Source organism: Dentiradicibacter hellwigii (genome assembly GCF_041770905.1).
In the GTDB taxonomy this organism is placed as follows: domain Bacteria; phylum Pseudomonadota; class Gammaproteobacteria; order Burkholderiales; family Rhodocyclaceae; genus Propionivibrio; species Propionivibrio hellwigii.
Window position 1 is genome coordinate 1,383,928 of sequence record NZ_JBEUWX010000002.1, and the last position, 22,300, is coordinate 1,406,227.

At 55.4% G+C, this 22,300-nt stretch carries 19 protein-coding genes; 4 read left to right on the top strand and 15 right to left on the bottom strand.

The annotated features are described in order from the left end of the window. The first annotated feature begins 117 nt into the window (after positions 1 to 117). The 3 genes from ABCS64_RS08645 (at position 118) to ABCS64_RS08655 (ending at position 2,674) form a co-directional block, all read left to right on the top strand. The gene (locus ABCS64_RS08645; protein WP_418891442.1) at positions 118 to 828 is read left to right on the top strand and encodes a winged helix-turn-helix domain-containing protein; all 711 of its coding nucleotides are present in this window, start codon (positions 118 to 120) and stop codon (positions 826 to 828) included. Further along, entirely contained in the window at positions 788 to 2,236 is a 1,449-nt protein-coding gene (locus ABCS64_RS08650; protein WP_418891443.1) for an ATP-binding protein, read from the top strand. Before ABCS64_RS08645 ends, ABCS64_RS08650 begins: the two co-directional genes overlap by 41 nt. 165 nt (positions 2,237 to 2,401) lie before the next feature. Next, on the top strand, positions 2,402 to 2,674 hold the full coding sequence (locus ABCS64_RS08655) for a hypothetical protein (protein ID WP_418891444.1): 273 nt from the start codon (positions 2,402 to 2,404) through the stop codon (positions 2,672 to 2,674). A 309-nt stretch (positions 2,675 to 2,983) separates the two neighbouring features. Here the strand turns inward: ABCS64_RS08655 and ABCS64_RS08660 are convergent, their stop codons facing one another. The 14 genes from ABCS64_RS08660 to ABCS64_RS08730 all read right to left on the bottom strand — a co-directional run bounded on the left by ABCS64_RS08660 (position 2,984) and on the right by ABCS64_RS08730 (position 17,058). Continuing rightward, entirely contained in the window at positions 2,984 to 4,297 is a 1,314-nt protein-coding gene (locus tag ABCS64_RS08660; protein ID WP_418891445.1) for a mechanosensitive ion channel family protein, read from the bottom strand. Positions 4,298 to 4,339: 42 nt separating this feature from the next. Further along, complete coding sequence (locus ABCS64_RS08665; RefSeq protein ID WP_418891446.1) at positions 4,340 to 5,608, bottom strand: RsmB/NOP family class I SAM-dependent RNA methyltransferase; 1,269 nt, start codon at positions 5,606 to 5,608, stop codon at positions 4,340 to 4,342. 108 nt (positions 5,609 to 5,716) lie between these two features. Then, a complete protein-coding gene (locus tag ABCS64_RS08670; protein WP_422653348.1) occupies positions 5,717 to 6,877 on the bottom strand; it encodes a DUF3108 domain-containing protein in 1,161 nt (386 codons plus the stop codon). Positions 6,878 to 6,925: 48 nt separating this feature from the next. Further along, the gene (purN, locus tag ABCS64_RS08680; RefSeq protein ID WP_418891449.1) at positions 6,926 to 7,573 is read right to left on the bottom strand and encodes a phosphoribosylglycinamide formyltransferase; all 648 of its coding nucleotides are present in this window, start codon (positions 7,571 to 7,573) and stop codon (positions 6,926 to 6,928) included. Next, a complete protein-coding gene (locus ABCS64_RS08685; RefSeq protein ID WP_418891450.1) occupies positions 7,573 to 7,920 on the bottom strand; it encodes a hypothetical protein in 348 nt (115 codons plus the stop codon). Before ABCS64_RS08685 ends, purN begins: the two co-directional genes overlap by 1 nt. Before the next feature lie 654 nt (positions 7,921 to 8,574). Continuing rightward, the gene (locus ABCS64_RS08690; protein ID WP_418891451.1) at positions 8,575 to 9,792 is read right to left on the bottom strand and encodes a toxin-antitoxin system YwqK family antitoxin; all 1,218 of its coding nucleotides are present in this window, start codon (positions 9,790 to 9,792) and stop codon (positions 8,575 to 8,577) included. An 18-nt stretch (positions 9,793 to 9,810) separates the two neighbouring features. After that, complete coding sequence (locus tag ABCS64_RS08695) at positions 9,811 to 10,182, bottom strand: hypothetical protein (RefSeq protein WP_418891452.1); 372 nt, start codon at positions 10,180 to 10,182, stop codon at positions 9,811 to 9,813. Then, entirely contained in the window at positions 10,179 to 10,820 is a 642-nt protein-coding gene (locus tag ABCS64_RS08700; protein WP_418891453.1) for a DedA family protein, read from the bottom strand. The genes ABCS64_RS08695 and ABCS64_RS08700 overlap by 4 nt, the downstream gene beginning before the upstream one ends. 172 nt (positions 10,821 to 10,992) lie before the next feature. Next, positions 10,993 to 11,604, bottom strand: a complete 612-nt coding sequence (locus tag ABCS64_RS08705) for a response regulator transcription factor (RefSeq protein ID WP_418891454.1) — start codon at positions 11,602 to 11,604, stop codon at positions 10,993 to 10,995. Next, complete coding sequence (locus ABCS64_RS08710; RefSeq protein ID WP_418891455.1) at positions 11,601 to 13,613, bottom strand: sensor histidine kinase; 2,013 nt, start codon at positions 13,611 to 13,613, stop codon at positions 11,601 to 11,603. The genes ABCS64_RS08705 and ABCS64_RS08710 overlap by 4 nt, the downstream gene beginning before the upstream one ends. 839 nt (positions 13,614 to 14,452) lie before the next feature. Next, the gene (locus ABCS64_RS08715; RefSeq protein ID WP_418891456.1) at positions 14,453 to 15,580 is read right to left on the bottom strand and encodes a sodium ion-translocating decarboxylase subunit beta; all 1,128 of its coding nucleotides are present in this window, start codon (positions 15,578 to 15,580) and stop codon (positions 14,453 to 14,455) included. A gap of 3 nt (positions 15,581 to 15,583) precedes the next feature. After that, positions 15,584 to 16,078 (bottom strand): acyl-CoA carboxylase biotin carboxyl carrier protein subunit, encoded by a 495-nt coding sequence (locus ABCS64_RS08720; RefSeq protein WP_418891457.1) that lies wholly within the window; start codon positions 16,076 to 16,078, stop codon positions 15,584 to 15,586. Between the two features lie 5 nt (positions 16,079 to 16,083). Beyond that, positions 16,084 to 16,575: an acyl-CoA carboxylase biotin carboxyl carrier protein subunit gene (locus ABCS64_RS08725; protein ID WP_418891458.1), complete on the bottom strand. Its 492-nt coding sequence runs from the start codon at positions 16,573 to 16,575 to the stop codon at positions 16,084 to 16,086. Between the two features lie 36 nt (positions 16,576 to 16,611). Further along, a complete protein-coding gene (locus ABCS64_RS08730; protein WP_418891459.1) occupies positions 16,612 to 17,058 on the bottom strand; it encodes an OadG family protein in 447 nt (148 codons plus the stop codon). Between the two features lie 353 nt (positions 17,059 to 17,411). On the opposite strand from ABCS64_RS08730, the gene fusA reads away from it, so the two are divergent. Beyond that, entirely contained in the window at positions 17,412 to 19,460 is a 2,049-nt protein-coding gene (fusA, locus tag ABCS64_RS08735) for an elongation factor G (RefSeq protein ID WP_418891460.1), read from the top strand. A 1,656-nt stretch (positions 19,461 to 21,116) separates the two neighbouring features. Here fusA and ABCS64_RS08740 read toward each other — a convergent pair. Next, positions 21,117 to 21,680, bottom strand: coding sequence for a transglycosylase SLT domain-containing protein (locus ABCS64_RS08740; RefSeq protein WP_418891461.1), 564 nt, complete (start codon positions 21,678 to 21,680; stop codon positions 21,117 to 21,119). Positions 21,681 to 22,300: the final 620 nt, after the last annotated feature.

Here is a 22,300-nt window from a genome sequence, read left to right on the forward strand (position 1 = left end):
GACAACCGTGTAATTTCACGCGCCCCGTTTTCACTGATTACCGGCGAAATGGGCGATTCGCCGCATCAGCGCGTATCGTGTATATTCGCGTTCAGGTCATTTCCTCGGACTTTCATTATGAAGACCCGTATCCTGCTCATTGAAGACGACAAGCGCCTGGCCGACCTGACTGCCGAGTATCTGCGCAAGAACGAATTTGAAGTCCATATCGAATCCCGCGGCGACACGGCTGAAGCACGCATTCTCAAGGACAATCCCGATCTGGTCATTCTCGACGTGATGCTGCCGGGTAAGGATGGTTTTGAGGTTTGCCGCAGCGTACGCGCCCAATACGCAGGCGTGATCTTGATGCTGACGGCGCGCGACGAAGATCTCGATCAGATTCTTGGCCTCGAACTGGGCGCCGATGACTACATCGCCAAGCCAGTTCAGCCGCGCCTGCTGCTGGCGCGCATCAAGGCTCTGCTACGCCGTGCGCCGCTGGTTGCCAATGAACAGGGTGCCGCGAGCGAAACCGAAGAGCTCGCCTTTGGTAATTTTGGTATCAGCCAGGCGACCCGCAGTGCGCATCTCGGTGATGAACCGATCGACCTGACAACGGCGGAGTTCGACCTGCTTTGGCTGTTGGCCAGCCACGCCGGCAGCATCCTCTCGCGCGACGATCTGCTCCAGGAGTTGCGCGGCATTGGCTTCGACGGACTCGACCGTTCGATCGACGCCCGCATTTCGCGCCTGCGCCGCAAACTGGGCGACGATCCTGACAATCCTACCCGTATCAAGACGGTCCGTGGCAAAGGCTACCTCTTCAGCAAACACGACTGGCAATAGCGCGACCGGCCGCGAACATCGCCTGTTTGACATTCTCCTGCGCTACAAGCCACCGCCCTGGCGCGGCAGCTATAGTCTGTCACGCCTGTTCCTGAGTTTTTACTTGCTGATCATGGGGTCATTCGTCGGCATCGCCTATGTCGCCGACCTTGTGATCTCGACTTCGGTCAAGGGCATCACCGACGACTATACACGGCGCTTCATGCAGGGCACCGTCATGCTCATCGAGGAGGAGCTGTTTCGCCAGCCGCGCAAAGACTGGCCGCAAGCGATCAAGGGCATCGGGCAGATTTTTTCCTACCGGCTCGATATCGTCGAACGCTGGTCGCTCAAACTCAATCCCAAGCAGGCAGAAAAACTGGATGCCGGAGAGCTGGCGATCGACAAGGACGGCGATATTCTTTACCACCGTTTGAAACATACCTCACAGGTACTCGTCGTCGGTCCAATCTCGCCCAACGCCAGCGACCAGCATCCGCGCGCATTGCCCTGGGAGGTGCGCTTGCGATTGCTGACCTGGAGCCTGATTGGGCTGATTCTGGCCATTGCCGTCTGGTTCTGGGTGCGGCCGATCTGGCGCGATCTTGAAACCTTGCGGCAAACCGCTCGCGATCTGGGCGAAGGACACCTGGAAGCGCGGGCGCCAGAAGCTAAAAGCCCGGCCTTCAAGCTGCTCACCGAGACGATGAATGGCATGGCCGAGCGCATCCAGCGCCTAATTGCCGTTCAGAAAGAGCTTTCCAGCGCCATCTCACACGAACTGCGCACACCGATTGCTCGCATGCGTTTTGTCACGGAGATGCTCACCGACGCCGACAGCCCGGACGAACGGCGGCGGCTTCAAACGATGATGAACGACGATCTCGAAGAACTGGACAGCCTGGTAGATTCCAGCCTGGTTTATTCACGTTTCGAGCGCGAGCTGCCGGAGCCACATCTAACACGCGTTGATTTTGAGGCCTGGCTGAACGAAAAGGTCGACGCCATCCGGATTCTTGGCCGCTCGCTCGAACTGCATGTCGACTGCGCCGCCCTGCCGCCCGGGCAATTGGTTGAACTCGACCAGAAAAGCATGCCATACGCACTGACCAACCTGCTGCGCAACGCCATCAAATACACCAAGTCGCGTATCGTTGTCAGCGCCGAAGTCAAGGGTAATCACATTTTCGTTCATGTCGATGACGACGGCCTGGGTATCGCCAAAGCCGACCGCCAGCGCGTATTCAAGGCGTTCGCCCGACTCGACCGCTCACGCGATCGCGCCACGGGCGGCCACGGACTTGGATTAGCCATTGTCCGTCTCATCCTCGAACAACACGGCGGCACAGCTGTTGCCGAGGCATCACCGCTGGGCGGTGCGCGTTTTACTCTATCCTGGCCATTGTTACATGACGTCACCCAGACATGACGAAGCCGCCAAGCACACCAACCTGCTCACCTATTAAGATTCGTCTGTCGGCTGTGCCGCTCAGCCTGTCTTGTACCGGTTCTGAACCCCCATGTTCCTCTGTCTTGTTACCCTGTATCCATTGCCTGCCGTTTGCCTTCGCCCGTTTCCTTGAATCATTCCCTCATGCAGCAATCTGACGAACCCATCTTAAGACACCCGCCGCGCCATAAAAAGCCCCCCTTTCCCCTGATCGAAGGAGTCGGCATCCTCATCGGCGTCATGGCCTGGGACTTACTCAATGACGGTTACGTCAATATCGATAAAGCCTTTCTGATTGCCGTTCCCTGCACGCTGATCTGGTTTGCCATCCGCTGTTGGCGATATCGGATACAGAATCGCCCTAACGAGGCGGAAGCCACAAACCACAGTCACGAGGCGCTGGGCGGCGATCATTGATCATCATCCGGTTTAAGCGGAAATACCGGCAAATACAAAAAAGCGCCCCGATACGGCGCCTATATCAATCAATTTATTTTCCCCGCGGCACTGCTCTGGCACTGCTTTATTTCTCGCTGCATATTTTCCGCTGCATTTGTCAGAAACACACGTACTGTTGCGATTCGACCCAAAGTCCTGAAAAAGTGATTTCAGCGAAGATAGTGGGTCTTCCCGCGTAGCCCTCCCCGTGCCCACAGAGCCATCAATTTTCTCAATCCTTTTAGGATGAGCACGGGATTAGCACGGCCTGTTGCACTGCCTGTTTTCTCATTGGGTAGGCAAAACGTTCTGCGCGTCCGTTGTTGTATTCTGGCGCATACGGACTTCGCGCTGCGGGAAAGGAATTTCGATGTCGTGTTCGCGGCAATAGTTCAGGAGCGCCAGATAAAGCGCTGAACGCACCCCGCCCGTCCCCTGCTCAGGATCGGCAACCCAGGCGCCCAGTTCCAGCTGCACGCCATTATCGGCCAGCTCGGTCACGATCGCGCCAGGCGGCGGGCTGGGCAGAATTCGCGGATTCTGCAAGGCAAGCTGAACCAGATCCGGAATCAGCTTCTCAATATCCGTTTCGTAGCCTACCTGTATCTGCACGGCGATGCGCACACGTTTGTCGGTGTAAGACAAATTGCGGATGATATTGCTGACCAGATACTCGTTGGGAATAATGACTTCGGTTCCTCCCAGTGTTTTCAGCACGGAATAGCGCGTGGTAATGCAGGAAATCGTGCCGGACGTACCATCATCAAGCGCAATTAGATTCCCCAGCTGCACCGATCGATCCAGCAGCAGAATGAAGCCGCTGACATAGTTGCTGGCGATTTTCTGCAACCCGAAGCCCAGCCCAACAGCCAGCGCACCGCTGAACACCGACAGCGCCGTGATATCGATCCCCATCAATGACAGGCTGATCAGCAATGCCAGCAACGTGAGCAGCGCCTTCGCCGCACGCGCCAACACCTCGCGCAGATTGGCATTCAGACTGCTGGCCGCCATCAATCTGCGCTCGATCAGGCTGGCGATCCACAATGCAAACAGGACCGTGATCACCACGGTCATCGCACCGCGCAACGCCATCCATAAATCGAGACGCTGTTTGCCCACGGTTACATGAAATTTTTCCAGCACACCGATGACCGGCGTGCCCAGCCCCGTCATATCGAGCGCCATGACGCCCCAAACGGCAATGATGATAAAACGCTCGAAGTCACGCAGCAGGCTGCCTTGGGGAAAAATGCAGTGCAGCACATAAACCAACGCATTGGCCAGCAACCAGGCCAGCAGGAAAGGCGAAACCAGGTCGAATGCGCTCATTACCTGCCACCCCGAAAAGTGCAGAATCTCACGCACACATGAAAGCATGAGCAACGCAATCAGCGGGAAGGCAATCCGCCGGGCCTCACCTTCGCCGAAATCCCGCACCGGCCGCCATTTCGCGGCCGATTGCAGAAAACGCGGGCTGCGTACACGACGTGACACCCCCCATGACATCGCCAAAATCAGCACCAGCAGCGCCACACTCCAAGGAAACTCGGCGTGATGCACATCCGCCCGCAACGCTTCGAATAAAGGGAAAAATTGCATGTTCATCCTCTTTGCCCCATCACGCCCGTTTTACTTCAAGCCTTACTGCCGCGCCATGACCGCGGCAAAAAACCCGTCCGTCCCATGACGGTGCGGCCACAGACGCAGGTCACCGCCCTTTTCATCATCGCCCCGAATGGGAATTGACTGGCTGCGTAAGATTTCGCTTGCCGAAAGGCGGGAAAACTCAGGATGCGCCACCAAAAAGGCCTCAACGACCGCTTCATTTTCTTCACTCAGCAGGCTACAAGTGGCATAAACCAGACGACCGCCGGGGCACACAAGTTTTGCCGCCGCCGCTAGAATCGACGCCTGCTTGACGGCCAATTCCGCCACATCGCTTTCATGCTGCCGCCATTTCAGATCCGGGTTGCGGCGCAGCGTCCCCAGCCCGGAACAGGGGGCGTCAACCAGCACGCGATCAAACTTTCCGGCAAGGCGCTTGAGCCGCGCATCATGCTCGGACTCGATACGCACCGGGTGCACATTCGACAAACCTGAGCGCGCCAGGCGCGGCTTGAGCTTCGCCAAGCGTTTTTCGGCGATGTCAAAAGCGTACAGCCGCCCCTGCGAGCGCATCAGCGCACCCAGCAGCAAAGTCTTGCCGCCGGCTCCGGCGCAAAAATCGGCGACCATTTCGCCACGTCGAGGCTGTACCAGATAGCCGAGCAACTGGCTGCCTTCATCCTGCACCTCGAAGCTCCCGTCGAGAAAAGCAGGGTGGCGCGCCAAGGCAGGTTTATCCGCCAGGCGCATCGCCAACGGCGAATAATCGCCCGGCACCGCACGGATACCATCGGCGCGCAAGCGCGCCAATAACGCATCGCGTTCCGCTTTGAGCGGATTGACACGCAAGTCAAGCGGCGCCGCCTGGTTGAGCTGCAAGGCCAGATGTTCCGTGTCTTCCGCCCCCAACTGCACAAGCAGCCGCGCATACAGCCAGTCTGGCAAATCCAGCTGCAGCGCCGGGGGAAAGTCTTCCAGCCGCAAGGCTTTAGCCTGCGCCAGCCACTGGTTCTCGGCCGCATTGAGGACATCGCCGAATTCACGCCGGTTCAGCTTCTGCACGCACCCCAGCCAGGCCAACAGCAAACGGCGCGGCGATATTTCTCCCAGACAGTACGCCTCCAGAGAACGGCGCCGGCGCAGCACGGCATAGACGGCCTCGGCAATGAATCCGCGATCGGCCTGTCCCAGGCGTTCATGCCGGCGGAAATAACGGGAAACCACCGAATCCGCCGGCAAGCGGCAGGGCAGTATTTCGACCAGCAGGGCCTCGGCATGTTGCAGCAATGGGGGGACTAAACGCATGATTTTTTCCTGACGGTTCTGCACGGTGCGCCGATCGCCTGCCCGGCCACGGATAAAGTATGCGTGGGTCAAGGCGTTCAGGACACGCTGAATGGCGTGATCCATGACTCACGGCGTATCGGCATCGACGCGGATGCCGGTAGCCACCTGCACAAAGCTGCCGCCTTCGCGGTCGACATGGCGGATTTTAACCGGCAGCAGAAAATAATCGTAGGCCAGCCACAACTCCGTCGTATGTTCGCCGGCAGAACGCACATGTAAAGTCCGCACGCGCCCCATCGGCAATTCAATCTCTTCATCGCCGACAACGGCAAGCGGGTAGATCGCGTATTTCTTGCCGGTAACAATCGGCAGACGGGTTGCCACCCTGGAATCGGGCATGAAGCCGAGATGGAAGTTGAACGAGAGTAAATCCTGCGCACCCGGATCGAGCGCTTGCGCCGGCTTGTCGGCAACGGAAACCTGCATTTGCGCCCAGTCAAACGTTGCACGCTCCTTGGCAGCCTGGTCATTACGACGAATCGAAAAATACTCCGGCCGCAGCCCTGCTGCCGTCAACCAACCCCGGCTTTCCATCTCGATCCGATAGCTTTTGAACAGCCAGACCAGCCCTGTTGTCTCCATCTGGAGACGCAGCACGTAACGATCATCGCTGATCTCCCATTCACTGACGGCACGGCCGATTTCAAATTCCCGATCGCCACGATCGACCCGATAGAGAATGCGCCCGTTCGCCGGGAGCCCGCGCATCGCCACGTCATCCTGCTTCACCTCTGCCCCCGCCTCTGCCTCCACATCCGGCATCACGGCATCGCCCCCCTCTGCCACGACATCATTCACGACCGCCCCACTCACCGTTTCGGTTGCCGCGTCACGTATTTCCTCCATCGACGGCGTGACAGACGCCGCGCCAGGCACGGCGGAAGCAGCCGTAGATGCGGCAACGCCAGTAGCAGGACGCTTTGCGCGCGGAACCTTTCGCGAAGTCATGTCGCCTGCAGCAATGTCCCGCCGGCTGCGCTGAAGGGGGAGCTTGACGGTTTCCCGACGTGGTTTTTTAGCTCTCTGCGGCTTAGCTGGGGTTTGCGCGGCGTCCATCACCGGTCCCTTCGGTATCGGTTTCATCTCCACCAGCAATGGCGCGGACTGCGGATATGTCGGCAAATCAAGCGTCACTCCCAGCAGGACAATTGCGTGAACCGCCAGTGACACCAGAAAAGCCCATATCAATACGGCACGCCGCGAAGTTTCATCTCCGAATAATTTCATACACCCGCACGACACATGCAATGCCCGCGCTACCACACCGCGCAGTCGTTATACCGTCCAGGGAGAAATCAGTGCAGCGCGCTCATCCTGAGGCAGATCGAGCTTAACCTTTCCGTCGAGCAGATGCAGGCGCCCTTCGACGAACCAGCGGATCGCCAGCGGATAAATCACGTGCTCCTGCGCCAGCACACGTGATGCCAGCGCAGGTTCGTCATCGCCATCAAGCACCGGCACGGCGGCCTGAATCACGATCGGTCCATGATCCAGTTCAGGCGTAACGAAATGCACCGTACAGCCATGGACGCGAACCCCCGCCTCCAGCGCCCGGCGATGCGTATGCAGGCCAGTAAATAAGGGGAGCAGCGAGGGATGGATATTCAGCATTCGCCCACGATAGCGCTGAACGAAATCCGACGTCAGGATTCGCATGAAACCTGCTAGCACAACCAGATCGGGCGCAAAGGCATCGATCGTTTCGGCCAGCGCTGCATCAAAGGCAGCGCGATCGGCATAATGCCGGTGATCGACGAGGCGCACCGGAATACCGCGGGCACGCGCCGTTTCAAGCCCTGCCGCCTCGGGACGGTTGGCAATGACGGCGGCAACGTTGGCCGGCAATTCCCCCGCCGCGATGGCGTCGAGAATCGAGCACATATTGCTGCCTCGGCCAGAGATCAGAATCACGATTCGTTTCATTACATTCCCAGCGCACTAATGGGTAAAAACAGCGTCGTTGCTACCATCTGCGTCAGCCGCGTCACCGAGCGGCCATGTTTGTCCGCCATCACCTGCGAAAGCATATCAAGCAACCCGATAATGCGCCCGAATTCCCGTTCAAAACTCAGGTTAACGGCATCTTGGGTCAATGCATTGGCCAGCAGCAGCGATTCGCCGCGGGCATCGCGTGACGAGGCGATTTTCCAGATGGCGATTTCGACATTGCGCGCGCAGTTGTAGAGCTTCTGTTCATGTAAATCATCAAGCACATAGAAATCCTGCGTGTGTTCAAAGGCGGCATCGACCATCCCGATCAGACCCGCCATCAGCGCCAGAACACGATCCCCCGATAGTCAGGGCTGAATGCATACATCGCCGCCGCCCTGCAAGATACTCGCGCCACGCTAAAAATTCATTCACTGCATCCCATCTGTTTTCACACTAGCAGACTTCGATATCCCCAGAAATTACGCTACTAAAAAATCCTCATGCTATTTAGCCCGACCGTCCGCGCGCTTACCTTGCAGTTTATCTTGGTGTAATACGCCATCTACGAACTCGCAGAAAATTATTAAAAATAAGACACTAAATATAGAAATAAGATTTAAATGACACAAATTTAAGCCTATGGACAAATTGATACATAAAATTTTACCGAGCAGCAAATATCACCAGACTGATTACCGGATATAGCGCGTCTAAGTCATCTGACTCGCTTCTATTAAATATAAATATCTTAAACTCCTCTTCTTCACGAAATGCAGTCGCCTATGAACTCTGTTTGTTTACATCGACAAATCTCGCGCCCATATGCTCCCTAGTGTATTTTACTAAACCCACTCAAAACTCTCTTTAATTGGCAGAAAGTATTTCTATTTTTTCATCTTTGCTGATCATAAATTTCACCGACAAATTTTGTACTGATCTTCTTGAGTTATTTTTATTATCTTTTTCATTTTTAAAATTTCTTGTGTCAAACTTCACTCCCGCGGAAGCCCATTTTTATCAAATTTATCGCTGATTAGCTTGCCTACTTCGTTGTATTTTTTGGCACGGATTAATCGCCCGCGCTCAAACTCGCCCTCGGCTTTGAGCTTGCCGTTCGCGTAGTAGTGCTTCGCCGTGCCCATCTCGAGACCCTCCTTAAACGTGACACTAGCCTTGAGCGCTCCATTTTCATGATAAGTCTCATAAGGCCCGTGTTTGAGTCCATCCTTAAACATCACCTTCGCCGCGAGCGCGCCGCTCTCGTAGTACTGCTTGCCTGCGTCCGTTTGCCTGCCACGCTTAAACTCGTATTCGCCTTTGAGGTTTCCGCTTGGGTAGTATTCTCGCACGGCGCCATCTTTCTCGCCGTCTTTGAAATTTTCAATTACGCGCGTTTTGCCATCCTCGTAAAACCACTTCCAAACATCCTGCTTGCGGTCGTCTTTGTAAATGCCCGTCTCTTTTAGTGCGCCGCTTTCGTAGTACCATTTCTCCACGCCTTGCCGCTTGTCGTCTTTATAGTTTCGCATGCCGTAAACCGCGCCGCTTTTATAATAATCCGTGTCTTTGCCGTTTCGCAGCCCGCCCTTATACGGGTGGCGCGCGCTCACCTCGCCGCTTTCGTAGTAGTCGGTAAAAACGCCTTCGCGCCTGTCCGCCTTGTAGACGCCCTCCTGTTTTAGCGCGCCGCCCTCGTTAAAGTAGTAGAGACGGTAGCGCCCGTCGCGGATGCCAGCTTTGTACTCGACCTCGCCCATCAGAGCGCCGCTGTCGGCGTGATATAGCTTCGCTGTGCCCTCGCGTAGGCCGTTTTTTAGCGGGTATTCGTTTGAGGGCTTGTCCTTGCCGTCAAAAAAATCCCTATACCGCATCGCTACGCCGTCCTCCACATCGATCTCACGAATGAGCGTGGGCGGCAGCGGCTTGAGTCTCGGATAAATCATACCCATAAAATTTACGTCGTAGAGATCCTCGGCGCTGTAATGCAGCATTTTTAGCGTGCCGTTATAGGGCTTGCCGCCCACATAGTACAGGCCATTTCTGATAACGGGGTTTGGTTGGATTTCAATTTTTGGCTCTAGCGCCTGAGCATGGAGCGCCAAAAGTGGAAATAAAAACAGGAGCTTCTTTAACGCGTTTACCGGCTTTAAACCTCTACTTAAATTTAGTCCTAAATTTGATACTTTTTTCCAAATCTCATGAAATCTCATACTCTTTTGCTTCCTTTTTTATTTGATCAAATGAGTTTTAAAATTTAAAACTAAACTTAAGATTGGGTTACATGAAATTTCAACGTTATAAAATTCGCTACCGCTCCCAAAATTTAACGAAAATGTGCTTTCGTGAGAGTAAAGTTTGACGCAAAAATTTTTAAAAATGAAAAAATAGATAGGGCGCTGCGAATGAATTTTTAGCGTGGCGTGAATATCTTGCAGAACGGACTCCCGACTGGCCTGCGCTGCTTTCTTCCATTCCCGCGGATTGCGTCGATAGAGTTTTTCTGCAATCCGCTTCAGGCTAGAGAAAATTTCGGCGCGCGTTGCACATGCGCACAACAATGGCAGGGAACAAGCCATCAGCAGGCAGATGCGCCGGATCATGCCGATGTCCGCCAATGCTGGTACCAGCCGATCAAGACAGGGAGGAGAGAAACGACGATGATGCCAAGGATCACCACATTCAGATTTTGCCTGACCCACGGCAGATTCCCGAAGAAATAACCGGCCAGCGTCAAGCAAAGCACCCAGGCCAGCGCCCCCAGCAGGGTAAAGAATATGAAGCGCGCCCAAGCCATTGCTCCGATACCGGCGACAAAAGGCGCAAATGTCCGGAACAGCGGCAGAAAACGGGAAATCACCAGCGTTTTGCCGCCATGTTTCTCATAGAAAGCCTGCGTTTTGACCAGCGCCGCTTTATTAAAAAAATGCGAGTTTTCCCACTGAAATACTTTGGGGCCGAGAAAACGCCCGATCTGGTAGTTGAGCGCGTTGCCGAACACTGCCGCCGCAACCAGGATGGCAAGCAGCAAATAAATATCCATGCCGCCAAGCGCCGCCAGGCCGCCTGCGACGAACAGCAGAGAATCTCCCGGCAAGAAGGCGGTTACGACAAAGCCTGTCTCGCTAAAAATAATGGCGAAGAGAATGACATAGATCCAATGACCATACTGTTCCACAAGAAATTCCAGGTGCTTGTCGAGGTGCAGGATAATGTCAATGAAAGCCGTCAGATATTCCATATCGATGTGGGCACACAAAATAAACGTGATTTGAACGTGATAGGGGCGTCATGTCAGCCGTGACACGACTCAGGCACGGCGTACCAGGTAGAAAAATCCATTTTTTATATAAAGCGGCTGGCGGACACAACATGAGGGTGAGGATTTGAATTCAGCGTCCGGGCGGGATGGATTAAGGCATCTTGACGGGATTCTTGGCCAGAATCTGCGCCAGTTCAACTGCGGTCTTGACGCCCATTTTTTCAAACAGGCTCGACCGATGCACTTCCACCGTCCGCATACTGACATGCAATTCGTCGGCGATCACCTTGTTCAGCTTCCCTGCCAGCACCCGCTCCATGACCTGCCGTTCGCGCGTGGATAGACGGTTCAAACGCGCGCCGATCGATTCCGCCGTCGCCGCGGCGGCGCGCTGTTCTTCGTCGAACTTCAGCGCTTCGACGATACGATCGACCAACTGGTTGTCATCGCACGGCTTCTCAAAAAAATCGAAAGCCCCGCCTTTTAGGGCAGAAACGGCAAGCGGTACGTCGCCATGCCCCGTCAGGAAAATCACCGGCATATGACAGCCGCGCTCACGCAGGATTTCGAACAGCTCGTTGCCGCTCATCCCACTCATCCGCACATCGAGCAGGATGCAGCCAGACAGGCTGGGCGTCAGACTATCAAGAAAAGCCTCGGCGGAGGGGAAATCACGGCAGGAAATCCCACGTGATTGAAGCATCCAGGACAGTGAATCACGGATGGCGTCATCATCATCGACGATATAGACATGAGAGGTCATTGCGATGCCAGAGGAAGGGAAATATTGAAAATAGCGCCACCGTCCGGACTGTCTTCAACCCACAGGCGGCCGCGATGAAATTCGATGATCGAGCGGCAAATGTTCAGCCCCATGCCCATGCCTTCTTTTTTTGTCGAAAAGAACGGGGTAAACAGATTTTCACGGATCGCCGCCGGAATGCCGGCGCCCCGATCCGCGACACGGATTCTTGCCTGATCACCTTCAACTGTCAAACTAATGGTCAATCGCCGGCGCTCCGGCAGAATATCCGGCGCCATCATTGCTTCGATGGCATTGCGCATCAGGTTGAGCAGCACCTGCTCAAGCATGACGCGATCGGCATACAGGTTGACCGACGTATCGGCAATCTTGCCGACAATACGGACGCTGCGCGCCCGGGCATCGGCAGAAATAAAGCCAATACTTGACTGAATGACCTCAACGAGGTTGCAGGCGGCCAGTTTAGGCTCGCTCTTGCGCACAAAATCATGGATATGGCGGATGATATGGCCCGCACGACGCGCTTGAACACCCAGTTTCTCCATGGCGGATCTCAGTTCTTCGCGCGAAAATTCGCTGGCTGACAGCTTGTTTAAACACCCTGTGTTGTAGCTGTTAATCGCCGCCAAGGGTTGATTTAGTTCATGTGCCAGCGAGGAGGCCAGCTCGCCCATCGTCACCAGACGCGAGGTTTGCTGTAATTTTTCCTGCTGTTGGCGCGTAAGCTCTTCGGCGCGCTTGCGCGCCGTCACATCGACCACGGACGACATCCAGCCGGTATGCCGCCCATCCGCATCGATCAGAGGCGCCTTGTAGATCAGCACGTCGAAGCGCGTACCATTTTTATGCATGAATGGCGTTTCGACACCATCCGGCTGGATGCCTTTTTGCCCTTGTTCCGCCTGCAATCTACCGATCCGCTCCATTTCTTCCGGCGGCCAGAAAGGCAGGGGCGGTGAGGTATCGAGCAGCTCCACTTCGGAAAATCCGACCATCTGGCAAAAGGCTGGATTAACGTAGGTAATACGTCCGTCGAGATCCTGTGCGCGCATGCCAACCATCAGCGAATCCTCCATCGCCTTGCGGAAGGCGTGCTCGGCGCGCAAGGCATGTTCGGCGTTCAGGCGCTGCCGTACATGCTTACGCATGACCCAGAGACTGATGATGACGGCGACCAACAGCAGGAACACCAGCGTAATCAGCAGCCGTTGCGCATAATCTCCTTTGACCGGATAAGCGTCCGCACGAAGGACGATGCCATACCCTGGATATTCAAGAGAGATCGAATAACTTTCCGAGGTTTCCACTTCATCGGTCTTCGCCTTGCTTGCCAGCGTCTCACCATCGTTATCGAGAATCCTGACCCGGTATTTTTCGGCAAACCACCAGGGCACAAGATTTTTTAACAGGACATCAAATGAATAAACGCTCATCAATGATCCCTGATAGACTCCTTCCTCGAATACCGGCGTATACACATTGAACAGCGCCCCTTGCGGAGTCTTGTAAGCGTTGGAATATACCGTCCTGGCCATTTTTTCGGCCATATCCAGCATCAGGCCTTGTGTGCCTGAACCGGATATGTGCTGAATCACCGGTGGATTTGTCGTCGTTCTCTGGTCGGAAATCAACGTATGACCGTTCACATCCAGCCAGGCGATATAAAGAATATCCGCATTGTTGCGCAGCAGATAGGCCATCCGCTGCCGAAAAAAAGATCTTTTCCGTCGCTCCTGCGCCAGATCGCTCGCCAGCAATTCCAATTGTTCGGTGCTACGTTTGATGTACTGGCTGGCGCTCTGTTCCAGCCATAACACGTCGGCAATCATCGTCGAACGCTGCTCATCTGCTTCATCACGGCGGAGCACGAAATACAACATTATCAACAATATCAGCAGCAACCCCATCGCCAGCTTGATGCCCAGCAACAACCAGTTTTGCCATTTAAGTGACGGAACAGCCAGCAGTCTTCTGGTTTTTTTTTCGGGAAAATCGGCAGAGACAGTCACACGACTCCTGTTTATATAAGCAAGTATCAAAAATCCGAGAAATGCTGCCCACTCTTGCAGAAACCGGCGCTTAATATCGATTGCAGTAACGCCGTTTCGGAAAAGCACCCGACAGATTCGTGCAAATTCACAGCTCGCGCACCTCACCTAAGGTGTCATATACCACGCATTTTGTGCTTCTGCCGAATATCTAGAGGTTGAGGGAACCGATTATAGTCACAAACGCTACCTGGTTCGGCATATCTGTCCAAACATGGATAGCAAGAAAATAACGCGCCGACAATAGATTTTTCAGCCTGACAGATCGCGTTGTATTGCAGTATCGATCAATTCCACACCTACCCTCTAACCCTAACCCCCAACCCACACGACAAAATACGCTGCGGGAAAATGTCGATATGTATGGATTTAGGAAATGTTTTCTGTGGGATTTGCCTGGCAAACAGCTCAACAGAAAGAAAAGTAAACGGTATCGACACGTAAAAGCCGGGGCGGATAAATCGAACGGCCAACGGATCAGCACGACTGCATCACATCTAACATCTATTTAGTGGAATAGACAATATGTTCGTCACCGATACGCAAAAAAGCTTCCTCTAAATCAAGTTCGCCACAATACCAGCGCAACCTTCAGGCCAGGCAAAGTCAGCGGATTCGTTTTACATGCCCAGTCAATTGACTATCTTCTATATAAGTCCATTGATTGCGTGAGAGGAGTTTTGCTGTTTTATATAACAATACATTTTTACCGCACGTTTTGATTATTGACGAGCAGCAATAAAAAAGCCCGCAATTGCGGGCTTTTTGTGAGGCAGCGCCCCAAGGAGACAGAAAAGGTTCTAGCCGCCCGCACCCATGAGTGCAAGTACGACACCCCCAGCAACCACCGAAGCAACCTGACCCGCCGCGTTGGCGCCCATCGCGTGCATCAGCAGGAAGTTCTGGAAGTTTTCTTTCTGTGCCAGCTGTTGGCAAACCCGCGCCGCCATCGGGAAGGCGCTGATACCAGCCGCTCCAATGATGGGGTTGACCTTGCCGCCGCTGAGGAAGTTGAGCAGTTTGGCGAAAAGAACGCCTGCCGCACAGTCAACACCAAAGGCGAGTAGCCCGAGCCCGAGAATGAACAGGGTTTCCGATTTGAGGAAGGCTTCGCCCCCCATGGTGGAGCCAATGGCCAGTCCCAGGAAGAGGGTAACCATATTAGCGATTTCATTCGACGAGGCTTGGGTGAGCCGTTCGACGGCGCCCGATTCGCGCATGAGGTTGCCGAGCATGAGCATGCCGATCAGGGGGGTGGCAAAAGGTACCAGGCTGCCCACCATGACGGTGATGATGATCGGGAAGATAATGCGGGTGCGACGGCTGATCTTGCGCGAGCTGTAGGCCATTTCAATGCCGCGCTCGTGCTTGGTCGTCAGGGCGTAGATGACCGGCGGCATGATGATCGGTACCAGCGACATGTAGCTGTAGGCAGCCACGGTGATGGGTCCGAGCAAATGCGGGGCCAGCAGGCCGGAGACGTAGATCGAGGTGGGGCCGTCAATGGCGCCAATGATGCCGATGGAGGCGGCTTCTTTTTGGTTAAAGCCGAGCACTAGGGCCAGGATCAGGGTCATGAAGATGCCGAACTGGCCCGCCGCACCGAGAAGAACGAATTTCGGGTTTTCTAGTAGTGGCCCGAAGTCGGTCATGGCGCCAATGCCGACAAAGATGAGCAGCGGGTAGAGCTCGTTTTCGACCCCAACTTGGTAGAGGATCTTGAGCATGCCGTGCTCGTCCATGAGCGGCGATAGGGGAAGGTTGGCGAGCATGCAGCCTGCGCCAATAGGGAGAAGAAGCAGCGGTTCGTAGTCCTTGACGATTGCTAGGTAGAACAGGACGAACGAGACGCCGATCATGACCATCGACTGCCAGGTGATGTGGGTGAGCCCTTTCATCAGCAGTTCGATCGTTTGTTGATCGATCATTGTTTAGCCCTCCGCAAAGGTGACGATAACGTCGCCGTGACCGACGTTTTGGCCGGCCGCAACGCACACTTCTGCAATCGTGCCGTCGTGCGGCGCTCCAATTACGTTGTGCATCTTCATGGCGTCAAGTACCGCAACTTGTTGCCCTCGCGTGACTTTGTCGCCCGCTTTGACGTTAACTTCAAGAATGACTCCCGGCATCGGGGCTTTGAGCGCTCCTTTGCCACCACCGCCCGCAGGTTTCTTCGGCGCCGCCGCTTTCGGAGCCGCCGCTGCCGGCGCGGGCGCTGCCGCCTTCGGCGCAGATGCTGCCGGGGCCGGCGCCGCCGCTACGGGAGCCGCCGCCGGAGCCGCGGATACCCCACCAACCGATTGGTCTTCCGTCAGACTGACACTGTAACTCTGCCCGCCTACTTGGACTTCAAATTGATCAAAATCCGTCTCTTGTACGTCTACTACGTAGTCTTTCCCACTTATGTTCAGTGTATAGCGTCGCATGGTGATTACTCCGCAAAGGTGACGATAACGTCGCCGTGACCGACGTTTTGGCCGGCCGCAACGCACACTTCTGCAATCGTGCCGTCGTGCGGCGCTCCAATTACGTTGTGCATCTTCATGGCGTCAAGTACCGCAACTTGTTGCCCTCGCGTGACTTTGTCGCCCGCTTTGACGTTAACTTCAAGAATGACTCCCGGCATCGGGGCTTTGAGCGCTCCTTTGCCACCACCGCCCGCAGGTTTCTTCGGCGCCGCCGCTTTCGGAGCCGCCGCTGCCGGCGCGGGCGCTGCCGCCTTCAGCGCAGATGCTGCCGGGGCCGGCGCCGCCGCTACGGGAGCCGCCGCCGGAGCCGCGGATACCCCACCAACCGATTGGTCTTCCGTCAGACTGACACTGTAGCTCTGCCCGCCTACTTGCACTTCAAATTGGTCAAAATCCGTCTCTTGTACGTCTACTACGTAGTCTTTCCCACTTATGTTCAGTGTATAGCGTCGCATGGTGTTTATCCTTTATTGATGAGTGAGTTGAGGGGATTAATTCCAGTAATTGGTCTGCCGTGCCCGCGCACGCGCTTCTGCCGACCACCGGGTCGGCTGCGTTCCGGGCCAGAAACTGCGGGCAACAGGACCACCACGCCCCACTGCCTTACGGTGCTCGATAGCAGCAATAGTGATCACTGCCGCCAGACTCGCCGGCACGCCTTGCGCTCTGTGCTTCGCCACGGCCAAGGCAATGACCGCGACGATGTCTTCTGATCCTGACGGTGGCGGCGTGCCAATCACAGCCACGGGCGCTGCTTCGACTTCCGCAGCGGCATCATCGTCCGCCGCATCGTCGCTCGCCGCAGATGCTTCTTCTTCGACTTCTTCTTTGTCGAACTTAAGCACAATCGTCAGTATCAACCACAACAACGCCAGCATGGCAAAGACCAGCCCCATGCCGAGAACGGTCATCTCAAGACCCCAGTCTAGATGTTCCATGAATCTACCTCATGCGATGTTAAAAAATGGCTCCCTTTAATTGCTTTTCGCCGCATACTGCGCCGGCGCATAAAACAATGGGTTTGGATTATCGTTCCCAAACCTCACCGTGGTCAACGTTCGATGTGATAAATCCCTGCATGGAACGTGGTTTGATGACAATTCGTCAACATTGGCGCGCTTTTCCTATCGGATCGGCCCCGATGATGGGTTCATCCGAGGCTTCCGTCTATAGCGACAAAGTGTAGAATGCCTCGCGTTGTACTTTATCCGGAGTAGTCAGGGGCTTTCTTCGTTTGGCATCGGGTTTGCCGGCGATAAAGCGTATTCGACATACATCATTGGGAGACAACATGGGACAAATGACCCCTCGTACTGTAGCTTTAGTCGGCCACGGCGCATCAGGCAAAACAACGCTCGTCGAAACGCTGCTCGCCACAAGCGGAGCCATCACCACACGCGGTTCCATTGAAAAGGGCAACACCGTCTGCGACTTTGATCCACAAGAAAAAGAACTGGGGTATTCGATCAACTCCGCAATCGCCAGCACCCAGTGGCTTGAGACACCGATCCATCTGATCGACACGCCGGGATATCCGGACTTCGCCGGGCAGGCGATTGGCGCCCTGGCCGCCGTCGATACCGCATTGATCGTCATCAACGCCCAATCCGGCATTGAACTGATGACCGAACGCATGATGAAGCTGGCCGCCGCGCGCAAACTCTGCCGCATGATCGTCATCAACAAAATCGACGCCGACAATGTCGATCTGCCCAAGTTGCTCGGTGACATCCGGGAACGCTTCGGTCACGAATGCATGGTTCTCAACCTGCCGACCGAACATGGGCAAGCAGTCATCGACGTGCTCTCCAACGCCAGCGGCGAAAGCGACTTCGAATCGGTCGCCGATGCGCATCGTGCACTCATCGACCAAATCGTCGAAGAAGACGAGGATTTGCTCGCCAAATACCTTGAAGACGGCGCCGAACCGGCGCCAGAAACCCTGCGCGCACCCTTTGAGAAAGCCTTGCGGGAAGGCCATCTGATTCCCATTCTGTTTGTTTCCGCCAAGACGGGCGCCGGCGTTCCGCAATTGCTCGACACACTCGCCAAACTGGCGCCGGCGCCAGCCGAAGCTAACCCGCCACCCTTCTATAAAGGGGCGGCCGACGATGAAAACGCCACCCCGTTTGAAGTCTCTCCAGAAGCCGGCAAACACATACTGGCGCACGTTTTCAAAGTCGTCAGCGACCCGTTCGTTGGCAAGCTCAGCGTCTTCCGGGTTCATCAGGGCACGCTCAAAAAAGACACCCAACTCTTTGCTGGCAACGCCAAGCGTGCCTTTAAGATCAGCCACCTGTACCGCCTGCTCGGTAAAGAGCACATCGAAACCGACCAATTGCAACCGGGCGATATCGGCGCCATTTCCAAGGTCGAGGAAATCGAATTCGACAGCGTCCTGCACGACTCCCACGATGAGGATAACATCCGCTTGAAGCCGTTGACATTTCCTCAGCCGATGCAGGGCCTTGCGGTGGAAACCAAGAAGAAATCTGACGAACAGCGTCTGTTTGACGTGCTGCACAAACTCGAGATCGAAGACCCCTGTTTTACGGTTGAACGCCACGTAACGACCAACGAAACCGTCATCCGTGGCCTGGGTGAAATGCACCTGCGCGCCAAGCTTGCCCGCATGGCGCAACAATACAAGCTTGAGCTGGCAACCAAGCCGCCACAAATCGACTACCGTGAAACGATTACCGGCAAGGCGCCAGGACACTGCCGCCACAAAAAACAAACGGGCGGCGCTGGGCAATTCGGCGAAGTCATGCTGCGCGTTGAACCGTTGCCGCGCGGCGAAGGCTTTGAATTCGTCGACGAGGTCAAGGGCGGCGCCATTCCCGGCGTCTTCATGGCATCGGTTGAAAAAGGCGTGCGTCAGGCGCTTGCCGACGGCGTTGTCGCCGGCTTCCCGGTGTCCGATATTCGCGTCATTGTCTACGATGGCAAATCGCACCCGGTGGATAGCAAGGACATCGCCTTTTTCACCGCTGGCCGCAAAGCCGTCATCGAAGCCATTCGTGCCGCCAGCCCGATCATTCTTGAACCCATCGTCAATATCGACATCGATGCGCCAGAAACGGCCGTTGGCGACCTTTCCGGCGACCTTTCCGGAAAACGCGGCCAGATTACCGGCACGCAGTCACGCAGCGCAGGTACGGTTTCACTCAGCGGCAAAGTACCACTCGCTGAACTCGACGACTATCAGGGACGCCTCAAGTCACTGACCGGCGGTCAGGGGTCTTACAGCATCCGTTTCTCGCACTATGCTGCCGTACCGGCCACTACACAGCAGCAGCTTGCCGCCAAACATAAGATCGTCGGCCTGGACGATGAGTAAATGCGCGCATCAGCGTGCGCGCCAGCCTGACGCGCACGCATGACGCAGAAACAAAAAAGGCAGCGACAGAAACGTCGCTGCCTTTTTACATGTAACGGAAATATCAGATGCCCGGAGATGCTTTATTCACGGGCATTTCAGAAGGGCATGCCCGGAGACGCCCTATCCATCAGGGTTTCGCGGCATCGCTTTTTGGGGGGTATCGATGCCGAAAAATAATCAAGCAAACGACGGGGTAAACAGTTTAGAAAACATAAAATGCCCGGAAAGTCCCTAAATACACGGGGCTTAGAGCATCAAAAAACATAAATTGGAAAATAGCACCCGACTAACCCGCTGAAACCCGCCCCGCTCAACCCTCTCCCAAAGGACAAGGGGCTTTGGGGATGCGCCGAACCCCGCGTGGATAGGGCATTTCCCGGCACCCTCTGAAGCCCTTATGGATAGGTTGTTTCCGGGCAAACACCTCTGTAACCCTTATAAATAAAGGGCTTCAGGGCATGGATACCGGAGAAGCCCTGTTTACGTGGGGTTCAGGGCGTCCCCTCTGAAATGCCCTAAATACACGGGCTTCAGGCCACCTCTTTTTGGAGATGCGCCTGCGCTTCCGCCCCCGCGTTTTTCCAATTCTCCCTCTGTCGGGGAGATGCCCCGAAACCCGCGCGGATAAAGGACTTCATGGCAGGCACCCTGAAACCCGTGTGGATAGGGCGTTTGCGGGTAGGTACATCTGAAAAGCCCTATTTATAAGGGTTTCAGAGCGCCCCTCTCGGAGATGCCCTAAATACGCGGGTTAGCGGGCAGTCTTTCGGCAGAACCTGAAAATAAGGATTGAAAGGATTGTTTGACTTGTAGGCGCTAGCTCCGCTTGCGAGGCTTCTTTGGGCAGTTTCTGCGCGCGAGGACAGGCAATGCTGTGCTGGCTCCACCCACGAAACTTCTTTTGATGCCGTTGCGCTGAGCGGCAGCGCGCCCCGCTGACTTTCCTACCTTCTTTCTTTATCTCGCCAAAGAAAGTCAGCAAAGAAAGAGGCGACTCCAGGCGCAGAAGACTCCTTGTCGCGGGTTGGAGTGGTACTTGTGCGGCGGGCTTGATTAACTCGCTGCGCTCAGGCAATCAAGCCCTTGCTTTCGCCAAGTTCCCCGCGCCTGCGGCTGCGCCTAAGGGAGTTTTGGGCGCTTCGTAGTGATCGAATACGCAAAGGGATATGTCCGCAACCCCGTATAAATAAAGGGCTTCAGGATAGGTACCTCTGAAGCCCTTATAAATAGGGTGTTTGCGGGCAGGGTGCTCGGAGATGCCCTAATAAATACGTGGGCTTCAGGCTAGCTCTTTTTGGAGATGCACCTGCGCTTCCGCCCCAGCGTTTTTCCAATTCTCTCCCTGTCGGGGAGATGTCCCGAAACCCGCGCGGATAAAGGACTTCAGGACAGGCACCTCTATAACCCTTATAAATAGGGCGTTTGCGGACAGGGTACCCGGAGATGCTCTGTTTACAAGGGCTAGCGGGCACCTCCTCTAAAACGCCCTAAATACGCGGGATTCAGGGCATCGATATTTGAGACGCCCAATATATAGCGGCTTAACTTTGCCAAAAGGCAAGGCGAGCCAACGCCGTATTTTGGCAAAGAGGGCCGCTATAAAAGAGGAGCAGTTCAGGCGCTCTGCTGCTTGCCGCTGCGGCGTTTGATCGCCTGTTCCAGACGCGCCTTCTCAGCCAAAACCCTGTCAGCGTACCAACTCGACCCGTCAGTCGATCCAGCATAATGCTGTAGCCCCGCCATCAAGCCGCCGCGCCGCTCGATCGCCTCCTGCAGTACGAGGGTGCCAATCCGGATATTGGCGACAGGATCAAAAAAGACTTGGCCGCCAGCGCCTTCCGGCACCTTGTCTTGATGAAAACGCGGCACCACCTGCATCAGCCCCTGCGCGCCGAAGGAGCTTTCAGCCAAAGGATTGAAGCTCGACTCGATACCAATAATGGCAACAATCAGCAACGGATCGATATGCTTCTCCCGTCCGACCTGATGCGCCGTCTCGAAGATCGGACGCAACGCCTCCGCCGACACTTTATAACGCTGGGAAACATAACGCAGCGCGCCATTCATGTACGACGGGAACGCTTCTGCCGCCTTGGCCTCGCCGGCCGAGGCGTTGGCGAAAGATTCAGCGGTGCCGGAGCTTGCCACGCTGTCCGTTTCCGCATCCACCGTTTCCATCGCTGCGAGGGTATGCGGATCGATTTCAGACGCGGGCGTACTACGGCCCGAAATTGACGGAATGAAACTCATGAAAAAGATAAAGCCGGCGATCAGCAGGCAGTATTGCGCCGTATGCAGTACTACATGCGTACTGGTACATCGCGACATCATTTGCTTGGGAGAAGCCAAAGCTGACATACTCACTCTCCTTCACTATTGTCATCGCACAAGACAACAAGCCGCGCGACAATCGGTTACAGGCGGGTGGAATAACAGACTGTTAAAACCCGGGGATACGATCGTAGATCGCTTGGGAACGACTCTTCCGCGAAGAACTGCCGAGACACTCCAGAGGCGGAGAAATATTGGGAAGAGCGCCAGACTACAACAAATACACACGCCCGAAACGCTCGGGCTGATTTAAAGATGGGCGGATGCTACTGGTTGTATCCCGCCTTGTCAAATAAACCACCCGCCGTCGCCCGTCATCTGGCAGCACGCTTTTTTTCGTGCCTGTTCGCCCCGCCAAATGCTTTGCGCTTCGCTCACTGCCGCGCCGTGGCGGGAATCTGCCAAAGCCACGGCCAACGCCTTTCAGCATCATCTGATGTAACCATCAACACCGGGAGTCGCAGCAC

Excerpts from the sequence above, each read along its gene's own strand:
- ABCS64_RS08645 (WP_418891442.1), top strand. The coding sequence starts at position 118 with ATGAAGACCCGTATCCTGCTCATTGAAGACGACAAGCGCCTGGCCGAC.
- ABCS64_RS08695 (WP_418891452.1), bottom strand. The coding sequence starts at position 10,182 with ATGATCCGGCGCATCTGCCTGCTGATGGCTTGTTCCCTGCCATTGTTG.
- ABCS64_RS08665 (WP_418891446.1), bottom strand. The coding sequence starts at position 5,608 with ATGCGTTTAGTCCCCCCATTGCTGCAACATGCCGAGGCCCTGCTGGTC.
- ABCS64_RS08720 (WP_418891457.1), bottom strand. The coding sequence starts at position 16,078 with ATGCGACGCTATACACTGAACATAAGTGGGAAAGACTACGTAGTAGAC.
- ABCS64_RS08705 (WP_418891454.1), bottom strand. The coding sequence starts at position 11,604 with ATGACCTCTCATGTCTATATCGTCGATGATGATGACGCCATCCGTGAT.
- ABCS64_RS08670 (WP_422653348.1), bottom strand. The coding sequence starts at position 6,877 with ATGAAATTATTCGGAGATGAAACTTCGCGGCGTGCCGTATTGATATGG.
- ABCS64_RS08725 (WP_418891458.1), bottom strand. The coding sequence starts at position 16,575 with ATGCGACGCTATACACTGAACATAAGTGGGAAAGACTACGTAGTAGAC.
- ABCS64_RS08730 (WP_418891459.1), bottom strand. The coding sequence starts at position 17,058 with ATGGAACATCTAGACTGGGGTCTTGAGATGACCGTTCTCGGCATGGGG.
- ABCS64_RS08655 (WP_418891444.1), top strand. The coding sequence starts at position 2,402 with ATGCAGCAATCTGACGAACCCATCTTAAGACACCCGCCGCGCCATAAA.
- ABCS64_RS08690 (WP_418891451.1), bottom strand. The coding sequence starts at position 9,792 with ATGAGATTTCATGAGATTTGGAAAAAAGTATCAAATTTAGGACTAAAT.
- ABCS64_RS08740 (WP_418891461.1), bottom strand. The coding sequence starts at position 21,680 with ATGGAAACGGTGGATGCGGAAACGGACAGCGTGGCAAGCTCCGGCACC.
- purN (WP_418891449.1), bottom strand. The coding sequence starts at position 7,573 with ATGAAACGAATCGTGATTCTGATCTCTGGCCGAGGCAGCAATATGTGC.
- ABCS64_RS08715 (WP_418891456.1), bottom strand. The coding sequence starts at position 15,580 with ATGATCGATCAACAAACGATCGAACTGCTGATGAAAGGGCTCACCCAC.
- ABCS64_RS08700 (WP_418891453.1), bottom strand. The coding sequence starts at position 10,820 with ATGGAATATCTGACGGCTTTCATTGACATTATCCTGCACCTCGACAAG.
- ABCS64_RS08660 (WP_418891445.1), bottom strand. The coding sequence starts at position 4,297 with ATGCAATTTTTCCCTTTATTCGAAGCGTTGCGGGCGGATGTGCATCAC.
- fusA (WP_418891460.1), top strand. The coding sequence starts at position 17,412 with ATGGGACAAATGACCCCTCGTACTGTAGCTTTAGTCGGCCACGGCGCA.
- ABCS64_RS08685 (WP_418891450.1), bottom strand. The coding sequence starts at position 7,920 with ATGGCGGGTCTGATCGGGATGGTCGATGCCGCCTTTGAACACACGCAG.